Origin of the sequence: Blautia sp. HCP3S3_C4 (assembly GCF_052064095.1) — a bacterium.
Lineage (GTDB): Bacteria > Bacillota > Clostridia > Lachnospirales > Lachnospiraceae > Blautia_A.
Map to the genome: position 1 here is coordinate 1 of NZ_JBQHWF010000024.1, position 15,096 is coordinate 15,096.

Below are 15,096 nucleotides of genomic sequence, written 5' to 3' on the forward strand. Positions count from 1 at the left end.
AAAAATAGTGCAGTATCCCGGAAGGGCCGGAAAGGGAAGTTTTTACAAGTGAGTTTGCTAAAAAAATGCAAAGTGGGTGTGCGAAGGGACATTGAGAAAAAGGAAAAAGCCGTTTTTGGGATTCTGGTTCTGGGAAAAGATTGGCGTAAAATCAATGTTTTTCAGGTTTTGGGGATTCCGGAATGCGGTTTTGGGAAAAGAAACGATGTGATAATCCTGTTCTTGGGAGGATAATGTCAGATTTGGGAACATTTCTGGGAAAGGAAGAAAGTTAGGATGATTAAAAAAGGTTTCAAGGGACGATGCCAGAAGAGGCAGATGAAAAAGTGTAAGGAGGTGGTGAGGACGTATGGGGCAATCCAGCTGGCATATGCAGAAAGACTGGAACAGGAAGACAGCATAATTGAATTTCAATGCAATGTGATGCTGTCCGGTCTGGAAGCCGGGGAATACAGTTCGGATTTTGTCTGTGAGAAACAGAATGGTGATTTGATGGTCAGGGAGTGTGTGGAACGGAGATTCTTAAAGAAGCCAATGACTGTGAAGTTACTGGATGCATCAAGGGAGTACTGGACAAGACGGGGTATCACAGACTGGGGGATTGTGACAGATGAAGAAAAATAGGGATTGCAGGATAATTAGACTTGGGGACAGGATTTTAAGGATACTGGATGCAGAAGGGGAGAAGGCGCTAGTCATAGACTGTGTAAAGATGGGGATGCCAAAGTGGATAAGTCTGTCAGAGATAAAGGACGGTGTGGAAATCCCGGGGGAAGAGTTCATGGGGGAGATGGAGCGGGATATCCCGGAAGGGATGTCTGCATCTGCCAGGCAGACCATGCATGAGAGATTCACTGTCATTTCAGGCATCCTGCCCTGTGTGGGGGATAAAAAGCAGAGGAGTTTACGGATTGCAGATGCCGCAGAAAAGTATAAGGTCAGCCAGAACACGGTGAAGAATTACCTGGGGCTGTATCTGGCATATCAGGATATCTCGGTGCTGGCACCAAGGGAGAAGCAGGAACAGAGGGAACTGACGCAGGATGAAAAGAACATGCGCTGGGCGTTGAACAAGTTCTACTATACCAGGGAAAAGCAGAGCCTTTCCACTGTCTATACCCTGATGCTGAAAGAGAGGTACTGTGACCGGAACGGAAAACTGAAAGACCGTTACCCGTCCATCCACCAGTTACGGTATTTTTATAAAAAGACGAAGAAACTGCAGACATACTATATCTCCAGAAACGGGTTAAAGGATTACCAGAGGAACCACCGCCCCCTGCTGGGGGACGGAGTGCAGGAGTTCTGTTCGGTAGGTGCAGGGATGCTGGATGGAACCGTCTGCGATATCTACCTGGTAGATGATGCCGGACATCTGGTGGGGAGGCCGATTCTCCTGGCATGTGTGGATGCATATACCTCCTTCTGTTATGGATACAGCCTGCTGTGGGAGGGCGGCGTGTATTCCCTGAGGAACCTGATGTTAAATGTGGCTGCGGATAAAAAGGAGTGGTGCAGGAGATTCGGCATCCTGATAGAAAGGGAGCAGTGGGACTGTGACTGTCTGCCGGGGCTGATGCTGACAGATATGGGAACGGAATATACCTCTGAGAACTTCGGACAGATTACAGAGCTTGGTGTGACCATACAGAACCTCCCGGCATACAGACCGGAATTAAAAGGACAGGTGGAGAAATTCTTTGACCTGATACAGTCAGAGTATAAGAAGCACCTGAAGGGCAGGGGTGTGATAGAGCCGGATTACAGGGAGAGGGGAGCGCATGATTACAGAAAAGATGCCTGCCTGACCATGCGTGATTTTGAAACTGTCATCCTCAGATGTATCCTGTATTATAATTCCCAGAGGATTCTGGAAAATTTCCCTTATACGGAAGAAATGCTGCAGGAGGGAGTCCAGCCGTTTGCGTCTTCTGTCTTTGGATGGGGAAAGCACAAAGAAGGGGCCAACCTGATTCCTGTTTCCAGGGAAGAACTGATACAGACCCTTTTGCCGAGGACAACGGGAAGATTTATGCGGTCAGGGTTAAAGGTAAAAGGAATGCGTTACCATGCAGGCGGATATACAGAGAGATATTTAAAGGGCGGCGAGGCTGTGGTCGCATACAATCCGGAGGATGTGAGCCATGTATGGCTGCTTGAAGATGGGGCTTATCAGAGGTTTGACCTGATAGAGAGGCGGTTTTGTGGGAAAAACATCGCAGAAGTGGAGAAGTTAAAGGCAGACTGTAATGAAATGATAAAGGATGCCTCTGCCGGGAACCTGCAGGCAAAGATTGATTTGGCAATGCATATACAGAACATTGCCGGGAATGCGGTACATACCGGAGACACAAAGATAAAGAACATACGGAAGACCAGGCAGAGGGAACAGAGGAAGAGACACGTGGACTTTATGAAAGAAGGTGCAGGAAATGAGAGATAAGATTGTGGATATCATGCCGGAGATGAAGACGGGGAAAGAACTGCTGGACTGTTTGAGGGAAACACCGGAATATCCTGCCTGCATATGGGAAAAAAGCAGCATGGAGCGGCTGGTGGCATTGTCAGACATCTATAACGTTTATATCCCCTCCCGGATGTCCGTAGAGATATACCATAAACTGTATATGGGGCTTTTACGGTCTATGCAGAAGAAAGAATCCATGCAGGCAGTATACCAGAAGTATGAGAACCAGCGGGGGATACGGGGCGGCCGGTGCAGGGGGATTTTAGGCGGCTCGGACTCCTTCACCATCCTCGGAGCCTCCGGTATCGGAAAGAGTTCTGCCGTATTCCGGGCGATTGACCTGATAATGACAAAGAAAGTGATAGAGACAGAAGAGCCATACTGCCGGATTGCCCCCTGCATCATTGTCCAGTGTCCGTTTGATTCCTCTGTAAAAGGGCTTCTGCTGGAAATCCTGCGTAAGGTGGATGAGGTGCTTGGCAGCAAGTACTATGTGAATGCACTGAAAGCGAGGGCATCTGTGGATATGCTGATTGGAAGTGTGAGCCAGGTTTCCCTTAACCATATCGGGCTGCTTGTGGTGGATGAGATACAGAACGTGGTGAACAGCAGGAATGGGAAATCCCTGGTAGGGATGCTGACGCAGCTGATAAACAATTCCGGTATCGCTATCTGTATGGTAGGGACACCGGAGAGCATCCCTTTTTTTGAACAGGCAATGCAGCTGGCAAGACGGTCTCTGGGATTGCAGTATGAAGCCATGCAGTTTGGGGATGAGTTCTGTGAGGTATGCAGGGAACTGTTCCTCTATCAGTATACGAAGACCAGGATGGAGTTATCGGCCGGGGTGACAGAATGGCTCTTTGAACATTGCGGCGGAAATATCTCAGTCCTTGTATCCCTGATTCATGACGCGCAGGAAATCGCGATTCTGGAAGGGGATGATGTACTGGATATGGCTATGCTGGAAGCGGCGTATCAGAAACGTATGAGTATGCTGCATGATTACCTGGAACCCTCCATAAAGCGGAAAAAGCAGAGTTCTGACAGTAGGAAGAGGGCGTCCGTATCTGTGGAGGAGCCGGAAGGGACAGGGACGAACATACAGGAAACCCTTGCCGGGATGGTCAGCAGGGCGAAGAAGGAAAACCTGGATGTCGTAGAGGTATTTAAACAGCACTTTAAGGTAGAGGAGGTAGCGGTATGATTGCTTTTTTTCCGGAACTGTATGAGGATGAACTGGCATACAGCTGGTTCTCCCGTTATTACACAAAATCAGGGTATCTGTCACTGAGATATGCGCTGGATGATTTGTATGTTAAAAGATATGTAAACCCTGACACAGAGTTTGTGAATGAACTGAGACCGGAGGTGAAGGAACTTGTGATAAAACACTGCGGTATGGAAAAACTCATCCTGGGGCATACCATGTTTTCCTCTTATGGGAGATTTCTGCCGGATGCGAAGAAGCAGGAGGCTTACCGGGCACTGCTGGACATGAACGGGAACTTCAATAACCTGCTCGCCATTCCAAAGAACCGGAGAGGGACAGGCAGGACATTGAGGTACTGTCCGCTATGCGTAAAGGAAGACAGGAATGCATATGGGGAAACATACTGGCACAGAATCCATCAGATTCAGGGGATGCAGATATGCGGGCGGCATGGCTGTTATCTTGCAGAGAGTGATGTTTCTATGGAGAGAAAAGCGGCACCGGGATTATGGAATGCAGAATCTGTCATACCGGAGAAGCTGGAAGTGCGGATGTGTGAAGAGGAGAAGGAAGCCGCCCTTGCGGGGTATGCATGCCGGATTTTTGAGGGGAGGATGCTGTTTAAGAGCCGGGTATCCGTGGCAGAGTTTTTGAAATACCGTCTGAAACGTCCTTACGGTTCGGCATCAGGAGTCAGTCTCTGCTTGGAAAGGCTTTATCAGGATTACAGGGAGTTTTATGGAAATAAAAACGTGATGACTGAGACGAAGATGCAGAAGATTCTGCTGGGGAAAAGATGGAACTTTTACGATATCTGCCAGCTGTCCATGTTCGCAGGCATCCCGGTGGAAGAACTGGAGGCAATCCCGGATAGTATCGCAGATGAGATAAAAGAGCCTGTATTTATGCAGGTGTCAGAGGAATTAGGGCTTGATTATGAACTGGTACGCAGTGTGGGGGAAGCTGTATTGAGGCGGTATGAGGCCAGGGAACGGGTGCAGCGTAGGAAAAGGACGTTTGCATGGGAGAAGATGGATGAGGAACTGCTTCCAAAGGTCAGGGAGACCATAGCCTTGTTACAGGGGGATGGGATGACACGCCCGCAGAGGGTCACGGTGTCTGCAGTCACGAAAAAGATGCACCTGCCGGATAAGAGATTTGAGAAACTGCCGCGGTGCAGGGAGGAGATTAAGGAGCATACAGAACCGCAGAAGGAATACTGGGCGAGGGAGGCAGTATGGGCGTATCGGAAACTTGTGAGAGAAGGGCGGCCTGTGAACTGGACGCAGATACGGAGGCTGACCAATATGAAAAACGTGGATTTTCAGGGATGCAAGCCGTATCTGAGGAAACATGCAGGGGAGGATGCAGACCGGCTGGAGAGCCTGCTGTGATGAAAACGCGGGACTGCCGGAAAGAATATGGCTGCCAGGTGGATTCGCGGGCAGATTACAGGAAATTTACAGGCTGATGTAAGAATCCGGATGCCCGCAAAGCCGCATAAACAGGGCGTTTGCGGGCTCCGGATGGGATTCTTACAAAGTTTTGCAACAGTGACCGCAGTTATGAAAGGAGATAGGATATTTTTTTATTAAAAACTTTTTCCTATAGGTCAGTGTATGTTGGAAAATCCTGTAAGTTTGTAAGATTTAGTAAGATATAGATATTTGTTATATATAATATATAATTATATTTAAATAAAAGGATTATAAATTAGATATATTGCATAATAAAAAGAGGGGTTTGGATGCCGTGGGGATTACAGCGGAAATGTAAGTTTTGTGTAAGCCGTGCAATATCTGAGTACTGGCAGGCTGGAGGTATTGATGGAGGGGAAAGTTATTGCAGCCGGTCAGGTATGAGTGCCCGTATAGAAAGCAGTCAGGGGTGTATGGGTGCAAATATCAGTTACTGCGGCCGTCAGGTATAGAGTGCCCGTATAAGAATCAGTCGGAATGTGCTGGCAGAGAACCACCTGCCGGCTCTGCCGATATCCCCGGCCGGCAGCTAATCTTTTTATACAGAGCCTGACAACCTGCCGGCAGGGATTAACCCGGAACGGGCAGTCCCAAGGACTGTCCCGCCAGTATCCTTCTGATAGAACATCATCCACAGGTTTCTATTCATCGCTTCCGCCCCTGCCCGTCGGTCTCTTCTGCGGCCTGCACCATTTCTTTCACCACATATGCCGCCCTGCCGGCCAGATATGCACCGTGCCGCAGGCTGTAACCGGTATTTTGTACTGCACGTTCAAAGAGATACATCCGGAAGCCGCCCTTCCGTTTCCGGATGCGCTCCGCAGCCTTCTTCTCATAATGCCCTGACCATTTTTCACGCCAGGGTTCAAATCCCTTCAAATCCTCGGCATCCAACTTTTCTTCCAGTTCCCCGTACCGCCGTTCCAGTTCTTCGGTCTGTTCCCTGCAGCTGGTTATCTCCTGTTCCAGGGTCTCCGCCTCCAGTTCCATCTGAGAGAGTATCTGAGCCTCCTGGATGTAGTCAGAGAGGGAAGCAAACCCTTCCTCTGCCAGCACCCTGTCAAGCCTTTCCCTCCGAAACCGGATGGCCTCCTGCTCTGTCTGTATCTCTCCGGCCAGGCTGTCTTTTCGTGCCGGGAAATCATCCGCCTCTTTCTTTAACCGTGCAATCTTTTCTTTGGATGCCCTGTCACGCTCCAGGGCATTTTCCCTGATTGTCCTTACCCGGCTGATTCTCTCATCCAGCCTCTTTCTTTCGGTCTCCACGGCGGCCTGCCGTTCCAGCAGGCTTTCCAGGTCATACCGGACAGAGAGGATATCGCCCCGGATTTTTCCCAGCTGCTCTGCCAGCTGGTCAAAGAGCCGTTCCTTTTTCTTTTCAATCTCCTTTTCCACCTCGTCCAGGCATTTTTGGATGTCTTTATTCTTTCTGTTCAGCTCCTGAATCTCCTCATTTGCCTTGTGCCGGTCAGAATCCGTCTGTCTGGATGCATAGGAGCCTAAGTGGATGCCGGGGATGGTATCCAGCCCCTGGTCTTTATAGGAGCGGCAGTCCACCCTTTCGGGTCTGCCTGCCCGTTCCAGAGCCAGGTTTACATGTTCCTCCCAGGATTTGCGGTATGCCAGGATGGCCTCCCGGGAGTTCCAGTATCGGGCTTTCTCATTCTGCCTGCCGGGAGTGCAGCGTGGGTATTTGGATGCCCGGATAAGGCTTCCCTCAAAGGCCTCAGAAGGGGTCAGCCAGACTTTCTTTTTGCCTTTGTAATACTGGTACTGTTTTTGCCAGCCCTCTTCCTTGGCGGCCTTAAATTCCTCAGCTGTGAAAGCCTTTGTTTGGTTTCCTTTCTTACAGAGATATTCCTTCTCCGTTTTCGGCATCCACCGGCCGTTTTCATCCAGAGGCCGGAGGGTCAGGAGGATGTGTGCATGGGGATTGCGGAAAACCATATCTTTCCGGTCAGTGACCCGGTTCCCGTCTGCATCTACGGGGATGCCGGAGGAATCCCTGACCGGCGGGTTGTGGATATTGATATCAGCAATCATGCCGTCTGAGACAAAGGAATCCTGGACAAATTCCTGTACCAGGCGGATGTTCTCCTGCAGGGATAATTCCTGGGGCAGTGCCACCTCAATCTCCCGTGCCAGCCTGCAGTCCCTGCTCTTTTCGGCTTCCTCTACTGCATTCCAAAGGACAGCCCGGTCATTCCATTCCCCGGGTGCATTTGGCGGGAGTATGATTTCGCTGTATTCCACCCAGCCCTTCTGGGTGTAGTCATCGGTCAGGCCGGTGTAATTGTTCTCTATCCGGGAGGCAGAACGGTAAGCAGCTGCAGAGACAACGCTGCGGCCTTCCCCTCTGCTGATGACCTGGATATGACATTGAAATATTGCCATTTTATTTCACCTCTAAATACTTTTTCTTTTAATATGCCAATCCCCGGCATCTGTGAAAACCGTTTTTTATGGCGTGGAAGATTCTGCATATTAATTGTGACAGGAAAAGTCCTGTCAAATAACCTACAAGGAGTTGAAGACCATGAATGGAGAATTGGTTTCAGGAGGCAGGGAAAACCTGCGCGTCCTGGTTGATTATAAAGGCTCCGGATTTCCGGGAGGGCAGATGCAGGATGATTTGCTTTTGTTCTCCCTGAGACCGGATGCGAGCCCGAACCCGCTGGCTCTGGCGGTAGTGAATTTCCCTCCCATCAGGGGGAAGAGGAGCCTGTATATCCACAGACTGTCAGGAGAGGCACCGGAGGATAGGGATGTCCTGCTGGATGCCATAGAGGCATTTGCCCGCAGGCAGGGATATCCGGTCCTGTATCTCAATGTGATGGAGCAGGAGATGGCCTATCTGTACAGCCGCGGGTTTACGGTATCCCCGGACTGCCCGATAGCGGCAAGGGAAGTGAGGACATGAACGGAAAGTTCTGGAAATGGATAAACCGCATCTTTGCAACGGGCATCTGGCTGCAGCCCTTTGTGATGGCGGGGCTCATCCTGTTCTTTCGGGCGGTCTTTGGACAGAGGCCGTCCATCCTGTCCCTGTTCCTTCTGTCCTGGCTGCCGTCTGTCTATGTGTGGTCAGAGAACCAGAGACAGAGAGCAGCGGGCAAGACAGAGTTTGGCATAGAGGATACCTTCCACGACAGGCCTACCCAGTATGAAAGCCCGCTAAAGATGCAGGCTATGTATCCGAAGGTTAATGAGGGATTCCTGTTTGATGCACCGGAGGGAGTAGTGTTTGGAAAGACGGAGATGGGGACTATCTCCAGGCAGACAAAATACCTGTGCAAACCGATGGAAGGAGTAAGATATACTGACGGACACGCCCTCGTGATAGGGGGGAGCGGGTCAGGAAAGAGCTCGGCCATCCTTATCCCGACTCTGTTATCCGTGTCACATATAGGGCTGTTCTGTATTGATATAAAGGGGGAATTATGGAGCAAGACCCGGCGTCTGGATGATGACCGTGTGGTGATTGTAGATTTCCAGGACAGGAACCTTTTCGGCTGGGATGCACTGGCAGCCCTGAACAGGAAGGCTTCCCCCTCTGACCAGGACATCCGGGAGCAGATGGAGGAGATAGCAGACAGCCTGATACCCATTTCTGCAAAAGACGGCCAGGAGTTCTGGAAACAATCGGCCAGGTCTTTGCTGATTGGAGAACTGGTTGGACTGTATAAACAGAAACATATCCATGACCTGGCGGCACTGGTCAACGGGATACTGTCCAGGGACAGCCGGGAACTGGTGCAGGAACTGATGGGAGGTGCGGCACCGGGGGCTGTGGAGGTGAAATACCTTTCCTCCTTTGAAAAACTGGCAGATGAGACTTTTTCGGGGGTCTGCCAGCAGCAAGAGGAGGCGCTGAAATGTTTTATTGACGATGATGTACAGTATGCATTTGCGGCCAATCCCCGCAGGGCATGCCCGGAGATGATAGAGGAGGGAAAGGAAGTCTTTTTATCCGTCCGGGAGGAGAAACTGGAGGCGTATTACGGGGTGGTAAACTTAATCATCAGCCAGGTTTTCGGATGCCTGATTAAGCGTCCGGAGGGGAGCCCGGGGGTGATAGTGGCTATTGACGAGTTAGGGAGGCTCTGCAGCCGGGGAAAAATCCCCCACCTGCATAACGAAATCCTCCTGACCGGAAGGAGCAGGAATATCACCTTAATCCTCATCACACAGTCATTTGAGGCGCTGCAAAACAGCTATACGAAAGAAGACGTACAGAGCATGATATCCAACTGCTCTTATCTGGCTGTCCTGGATGTCAGGAGCCAGGAGACGGCAAAGACCATCTGCAGCATGGCAGGGAAGTATAAGGAGCGTGAGACCACCTGGTCAGGGAGCGGGAAACACAGAAGCAGGAGCACCTGTTACCGTGAACATCCCATCCTGGAACCTTCAGATTTGTCCAGGCTGGTACAGATGGATGAGGTCATCCTGATAACGGCAGAATATTCCTATTGCCGGGTAAAGAAATGCTCGTATTTCAAAGAACCGGTGCTGAACGCCAAATCCATGCAGGCACAGAGATATAACCGGGAAGCTGCCGGGCTGGAAGGGAAAGCGCTGCCGGAGGTGAAAGTAACACTGCCGGAGGAGGAAGACTTCCCGGAAAGAACTGAGAGATATATAAAAAACAAGATAAAAGAATATTACACCTGGTGCACCCGCAGGCTGGCAGAGAGCCTGGAAGAGGCGGCCAGGAGGCTGAGAGGTAGATAGAGATGGAAAGAGAAGAGATGAAAAGGATACAGAAAGAGATGGAAAAACGGCTGGGGGATGACTGGGATATCCAGCCGGTCACGGTCAATAAAGTAGGCGGGCAACGGGAAGGCCTGTCCTGCCGGTATCAGGAGGAGAACATGGCTGTGACGGTATACCCGGAGAGCTGTAAGGTGACACTGGGGGAAAAGGCCGGTGCAGAGGAGATTGGGGAATACCTTGCGGGCATCGTGGAGGAGAACCGCAGGCCTCCCATAGAGGTCAGCAGGACGGCAGAGGATTTCCGGAACGGGCTCTATATCCAGATGGTAAATGCGGATGTGAACAGGGAACTGTTAAAGGATGCCGTGTATTATCAGAAGGAGGATATGGCGGCCATAGCCAGATGCAGGGCAGGACAGGAGGGAGGGGATGTCTATTCCTTCCTTGTGACAAAAGAGAACCTGTCAGAATTTCAGATGACAGAGGGGGAAGTCCTGGAGCGGGCATATAGAAATACCGCCCGGCAGGAATTTTCCCTGATAAGCATGGAGGATATCATGAGGGAGATGTTTTCTGCGATGGCATCTGCACCGGAAGATGTGGAAGCATTGGAGAGGATGATAAAAGAAAATCCCTCCCCTCTGTATGTCCTTACGAACGAGGAACGGTTAAACGGAGCCAATGCCCTGGTCTGCCCGCAGGTGCTGCAGGATGCTTATGAGACACTGGGAGAGCCGTATTATGTGCTCCCCAGTTCTACCCATGAGGTGCTGCTGGTGAAGGAGAGCGAAGGGTTCAGCCCGGAGGAACTGCGGAACATGGTGTCAGAGGTCAATATCTCAACGGTAAGCCCGGAGGATTTGCTGTCCTTTAAAATATTCCGGTATGACGGCAGGACGCTCTCCGCAGTAAAGGAAGAGACCCAGACCATGACAGAGGCTGCAAGGAAAGCAAAAGAACATGGATTTAAGCTGATATAGGAGGGACAGAGATGGAAAAGGTGGAGATGCTGCAGAGGAGCTTTGAGAACTATCTGCGTGTAAAGCCGGGAAAGATTACAGTAGATATCACCCTGGCAGATGGAAAGAAGATAGAGGGAATCAGAAGAATCTGAGAGTTAAAAAAGGAGAGTCAGCGCTCTCCTTTTTTTTCTGCAAAGATGCAGGCTTACGGTGTCGGTTTCCCGGAAAACGGCAGATGTTTTTCCAGATAATCCAGTATCTCATCCTCACTCTGCCTGTCTGCACCCGGTATCATCCCTTCTACCATCTTTCCCAGGTTCACATACCGTCTAGTCTGTTTCTTTTTGTCCAAGGCTTTCTGACGGTTCTCCTCTAACTGCCGGCGGTGCAGGGCTTGTTTTTCCCTTAACTGCCTTAATTCCTCGGCAGTCTGTTCTATCTCTGTCATCTACATGCACCTCCCCTGTACGGCCTTCACGGTCTGTTCAAGGGGCTGCTTTGCTGCCCTGGCTTTTTCCAGGACAGCAGATGCCTGGTCAATCATGCTGTTTGAGGCCTCCCGGATAGTCTCCAGGCTGGCTTTCAATTCTTTTGTTTCCCTGCCGGAACTCCAGCCTGCGATATAGCCGAAAGAATAGTCCGAGGTGTCCAGCCCGAAATACTTGCACACCACATATGCAACAGATTCGGCCTGCACCTCACGGGTGGAAACATCCCCGGGTGCATCCGGGATATCCGTGCTGTGGAGCATGGCATGCCCCATCTCATGGATGAGGGTCTTCAGGGACTGTTTCTCAGAGAGGGTACTGTCTACAACGATTTCCTTTGTATCCCTCCGGTAAAATCCGTGGGCTTCCCCCTTTATCGGCTGGAACGTGACGGGGACAGGACAGATTTTCAGGAGTGCATCCTTCAGCTCTTTCTGGCTGCTGTCCAAATCCCCGGTCAGTTCATTGGCTATCTCCGGCAGGGCTTCCCCGTCTGTCTGGGAGATATCGAAAACATATCCTACCTTGAAGTAAGGGATGACCCTCTCCACGGCTTCTTTCTTGTGGCTGCCGTCCGGTAAGAGACAGGGCTTTCCGGTCGCAGGGTCTTTGGCATCCCTGAGAACGGTGGATTTATACGGTGCGGGGCAGAAAATCTTAATGCCGGATTCGCCCTTCCTTACCTGCCTGTTAAGCCGGTTCCATGTAGTGTAGGAGGCACAGCAGGTTGCCCCGGGTCTCTGGCGCGCGATGAGGAGCTGGTTATTAAGGGAATATGTATGGAATTTTGACATGCTGGAAAGGAATGCCATATATTTTTCCCCGTTCATAAATTCGTGGATGGATTTTTCCAGGTCTTCCGACAATGCCTGCACCTTTTCCTGTCTGCTGGGTTTCTTTGTATCAGTTGTATTGTTCTTCATATTGATTCCTCCTTGGATGTTTTCTTTTAATATGCTGTATTTTTGGAGGAATGAAATTTTTTTGCGGAAAAATATACTGATTTTGAAAACGGTGATGTTTTCTTTGATAACCTTGACCAAGGTACTTATCAGATTACAGAGATAAAGACTCTTGATGGAAATTCCTTGTTGAAGGAACCTATCATTGTAACAGTGCCTATGACAATGACAGAAGATGAAGCCAACGAATATGGCAATGTCAACTATGAAACTGCAAAAGAAGATAAGAATTATTCTGGCAAATGGTATTTCTATAATTGCAAATACGACATTACTAATAATGCGACATTCAAAATGCCGATGACAGGTGATGACGGTAAGTGGAAATACGGATTTATTGGCTTAGGGATGACAGCAGCTCTTGCTTCTGTATGGCTTGTTTATGAGACAAGAAATAAAAAATTCAGAAAGCGTAAACATAAAAAATAAGCAATAAAAAGCAAAAGAGCAGCCTGCCCGCGAATGCGTGCAGGCTGCTCTATATTCTTGCGCTAGTTCATTGGCTCCCATATTGCTTTGATTGTTGTGTTAAGTGTAATATTCAATCCGGACAATGTAAATCTTCCACTTTGCCATCCAGCAAATTTATATCCATCTCGTGTTGGTTGAGGCATATCCTTAGAAAAGGTTACATGTGATTGATATGGAAATTGAGCAGAATAAACATTGCTTCCGTTAGGAAATATACCACCATTAGCGTCAGCTGTTAAAGTGCATTTTTTATCAAGATTACCTTCTGAAAATTCTTGTGTCCAAAAGTATGTGCCGTAATCATTTTGGTAAATACCAACGCCTATATAATTCGCTGTATTAGTCAGCATTGCAACTCTATGACCGTCGCTATTCATCCATCCTTCAATTGCATCAGCTGGTGTTTCATATCCCATGGCAATGTTTTCACTGGCACTTCCTCCAACTCCAGCATCAGAAAGTGCTGTGCTTGAGCTTCGTCCATCTGGTCTTGTATGAGAGAATGAAATATTAATTTCTTTCGCTCTTATCATTGCCGCTCTTCCGAGCCCTTCATGATATTGAAGAGGAGCAGAACCAACTTTCGCTCTTTCAATATTTGTCAGTCTGATAACTTCCTGCACCATCTGATTAATCTCTGCGGCATCTGCTCTATGAACTGGATTCGGTGTTGGCGTTGCTGTTGGTTTTGGGGTTGCAGTTGGCTGCGGCTTTGTAGTCGGCTTTGGAACCTCAGTTGGCTGTGGCTTAACCGTCGGTTTTGGAGCCTCAGTTGGCTGTGGTTTTACTGTTGGCTCTGGCGTGTCTGTCTCTTCATTTGGAACATATACAGATGTTCCTTTTGTGTCGTATTTTCCATATACACCATTGCTATAGCTGCGAACAGTATATGAGTTGTTATATCCGCGATAAGGGCCTTCATCTGTGTAACTTAAACTTTTGGTAGTTCCGAGTCTAAGCCATTTGGTGTTATCCTTTGTTCTGAAATATACAACGTAACTTGTTGCCCCTTTTGCCGGTTGCCATGAAATTGTTACTGTCGGGTCAACATCATCATTGAAGGTTGCAACCATTCCGGTTACCGTCTGTGGGATTGTATTCGCTGTTAAGCCTTTTTTATTATAACTTCCAGACTTTTTCGTTTTCTTATTATAAGCCTTTACGGTATAGGTGTATTTTTGCCCTACAACAATTGGATATTTGCTGGAAGAAGTGTGAGTATAACTAGATTTTTTACTGTCTAGTGTTTTCACTTTAATCCATTTACCACTTCCGGCTTTCTTATAATATACGATATAATTCGTAGCCCCGAAAACCTTCTTCCACTTGATATTAATTTTGTTGTAATCAACAGCCTTGATACTTGACAACTTCACCGTTCCGGGCTTGGCTGCCGCCTGCGTGGTTACCGGCATCAGCAGTAAGACAGCCAGAACCAGCAATGTCAGGAATGAAAATCTTTTTCTCTTCATAAACCGAATCCTCCTTTATGGTTATGTACATATTGTACTACTGGATTTTTAGGGAAGCAAGGGTATATATCAAATCACAGCCAGAAAGCACTATTAAAAGAACTAATTGTTGTAATGCCTCCAATGCCGATGACTGGTGATGACGGTAAGTGGAAATATGGATTTATCGGACTTGGAATTGTCATGGCGATAAGTGCAGGATTTGTGATTTGTAACACAAAAAACAAAAAAGCAAAGAAACGAAAACATAAAAAATAAAGCAAATAGAGAGAGCAGCTTTTAAAACTGCTCTCTCTCTGTTTGTTCTTTAAATAAGTTTTGTTGCTTATTTCCATATTGCATGTAGTTTTTCACTAAACATAATTCGTTGTCCAGTATACCGACAACCATTTTTATCTTCCCAACATACAAATGTATAACCTTCTCGAACAGGTTTTGGCAAGTCTCGTTCATATTTAATCTTAGTTCCATAATAAAAATACATATCATACACACTAACATTATTCAATGTTGGAAAATAACCACCATTTGCATCAATTGTTAACTTTTCTTTTTCACCATAAGCAGTAAATAATTGTACACAATAATATGTAGAACCGGATTTATATACTCCAACCCCAAGATGTGTTGAATTTCTATTTAGCAGAGTAACACAGTGGCCAGAACTATTCATCCATCCATTTACCACATCTTGTGGAGAATTAAATCCTGCTGCAATATTTTCTCCTCCTTTATCGTCCGGAATTCCATATTCACTTAAGATTGATGTATTATCTGTTCCATCCGGTCTCGTATGCGAAAACTTAATAGAAATTTCTCTTGCCCTCTGCATAGCGGCTCTGCTCAAGTCATCATTCGTTTGTACTA

Annotated in this window: 14 protein-coding genes and 1 pseudogene; 10 read left to right on the forward strand and 5 right to left on the reverse strand. The window is 48.2% G+C overall.

Annotated elements, in window-relative coordinates:
- The first annotated feature begins 276 nt into the window (after window positions 1–276).
- From ACTNC6_RS15500 to ACTNC6_RS15520, 5 genes are all read left to right on the forward strand, one after another.
- Window positions 277–624 carry a hypothetical protein gene (locus ACTNC6_RS15500; RefSeq protein WP_441044545.1) on the forward strand — a complete coding sequence of 116 codons (348 nt, stop codon included), beginning with the start codon at window positions 277–279 and terminating at the stop codon, window positions 622–624.
- On the forward strand, window positions 611–2,443 hold the full coding sequence (locus ACTNC6_RS15505; protein ID WP_441044546.1) for a Mu transposase C-terminal domain-containing protein: 1,833 nt from the start codon (window positions 611–613) through the stop codon (window positions 2,441–2,443). The genes ACTNC6_RS15500 and ACTNC6_RS15505 overlap by 14 nt, the downstream gene beginning before the upstream one ends.
- Entirely contained in the window at window positions 2,433–3,674 is a 1,242-nt protein-coding gene (locus tag ACTNC6_RS15510; RefSeq protein ID WP_055060359.1) for a TniB family NTP-binding protein, read from the forward strand. The genes ACTNC6_RS15505 and ACTNC6_RS15510 overlap by 11 nt, the downstream gene beginning before the upstream one ends.
- Window positions 3,671–5,074: a TniQ family protein gene (locus tag ACTNC6_RS15515; protein WP_441044547.1), complete on the forward strand. Its 1,404-nt coding sequence runs from the start codon at window positions 3,671–3,673 to the stop codon at window positions 5,072–5,074. Before ACTNC6_RS15510 ends, ACTNC6_RS15515 begins: the two co-directional genes overlap by 4 nt.
- 353 nt (window positions 5,075–5,427) lie before the next feature.
- On the forward strand, window positions 5,428–5,610 hold the full coding sequence (locus tag ACTNC6_RS15520) for a hypothetical protein (protein ID WP_441044548.1): 183 nt from the start codon (window positions 5,428–5,430) through the stop codon (window positions 5,608–5,610).
- A 193-nt stretch (window positions 5,611–5,803) separates the two neighbouring features.
- Here ACTNC6_RS15520 and mobQ read toward each other — a convergent pair whose 3' ends face one another.
- Complete coding sequence (gene mobQ / locus ACTNC6_RS15525) at window positions 5,804–7,552, reverse strand: MobQ family relaxase (protein ID WP_441044549.1); 1,749 nt, start codon at window positions 7,550–7,552, stop codon at window positions 5,804–5,806.
- Between the two features lie 142 nt (window positions 7,553–7,694).
- Here mobQ and ACTNC6_RS15530 point away from each other — a divergent pair, with 142 nt between their 5' ends.
- The 4 genes from ACTNC6_RS15530 to ACTNC6_RS15545 are packed head-to-tail and all read left to right on the forward strand — an operon-like array spanning window position 7,695 to window position 10,988.
- Window positions 7,695–8,078 carry a hypothetical protein gene (locus ACTNC6_RS15530; protein ID WP_441044550.1) on the forward strand — a complete coding sequence of 128 codons (384 nt, stop codon included), beginning with the start codon at window positions 7,695–7,697 and terminating at the stop codon, window positions 8,076–8,078.
- Entirely contained in the window at window positions 8,075–9,892 is a 1,818-nt protein-coding gene (locus ACTNC6_RS15535; protein ID WP_441044551.1) for a type IV secretory system conjugative DNA transfer family protein, read from the forward strand. Before ACTNC6_RS15530 ends, ACTNC6_RS15535 begins: the two co-directional genes overlap by 4 nt.
- Window positions 9,893–9,894: 2 nt before the next feature.
- On the forward strand, window positions 9,895–10,854 hold the full coding sequence (locus ACTNC6_RS15540; protein ID WP_441044552.1) for a DUF5688 family protein: 960 nt from the start codon (window positions 9,895–9,897) through the stop codon (window positions 10,852–10,854).
- Between the two features lie 11 nt (window positions 10,855–10,865).
- Window positions 10,866–10,988 carry a hypothetical protein gene (locus tag ACTNC6_RS15545; RefSeq protein ID WP_279230836.1) on the forward strand — a complete coding sequence of 41 codons (123 nt, stop codon included), beginning with the start codon at window positions 10,866–10,868 and terminating at the stop codon, window positions 10,986–10,988.
- A 53-nt stretch (window positions 10,989–11,041) separates the two neighbouring features.
- Here ACTNC6_RS15545 and ACTNC6_RS15550 read toward each other — a convergent pair whose 3' ends face one another.
- Together ACTNC6_RS15550 and ACTNC6_RS15555 are read right to left on the reverse strand one after the other, a co-directional pair.
- Window positions 11,042–11,284 (reverse strand): hypothetical protein, encoded by a 243-nt coding sequence (locus ACTNC6_RS15550; protein ID WP_347472466.1) that lies wholly within the window; start codon window positions 11,282–11,284, stop codon window positions 11,042–11,044.
- Window positions 11,285–12,247 (reverse strand): ArdC-like ssDNA-binding domain-containing protein, encoded by a 963-nt coding sequence (locus ACTNC6_RS15555; protein ID WP_441044553.1) that lies wholly within the window; start codon window positions 12,245–12,247, stop codon window positions 11,285–11,287.
- An 81-nt stretch (window positions 12,248–12,328) separates the two neighbouring features.
- Here ACTNC6_RS15555 and ACTNC6_RS15560 point away from each other — a divergent pair.
- Window positions 12,329–12,715 (forward strand): annotated as a pseudogene (locus tag ACTNC6_RS15560) (prealbumin-like fold domain-containing protein); the annotation flags it as partial.
- A gap of 62 nt (window positions 12,716–12,777) precedes the next feature.
- Here the strand turns inward: ACTNC6_RS15560 and ACTNC6_RS15565 are convergent.
- Both ACTNC6_RS15565 and ACTNC6_RS15570 read right to left on the reverse strand, forming a co-directional pair.
- Complete coding sequence (locus tag ACTNC6_RS15565; protein ID WP_441044554.1) at window positions 12,778–14,229, reverse strand: CAP domain-containing protein; 1,452 nt, start codon at window positions 14,227–14,229, stop codon at window positions 12,778–12,780.
- A 325-nt stretch (window positions 14,230–14,554) separates the two neighbouring features.
- Window positions 14,555–15,096 (reverse strand): CAP domain-containing protein (locus ACTNC6_RS15570; protein ID WP_441044555.1); only part of this gene is annotated, 542 nt, incomplete at its 5' end.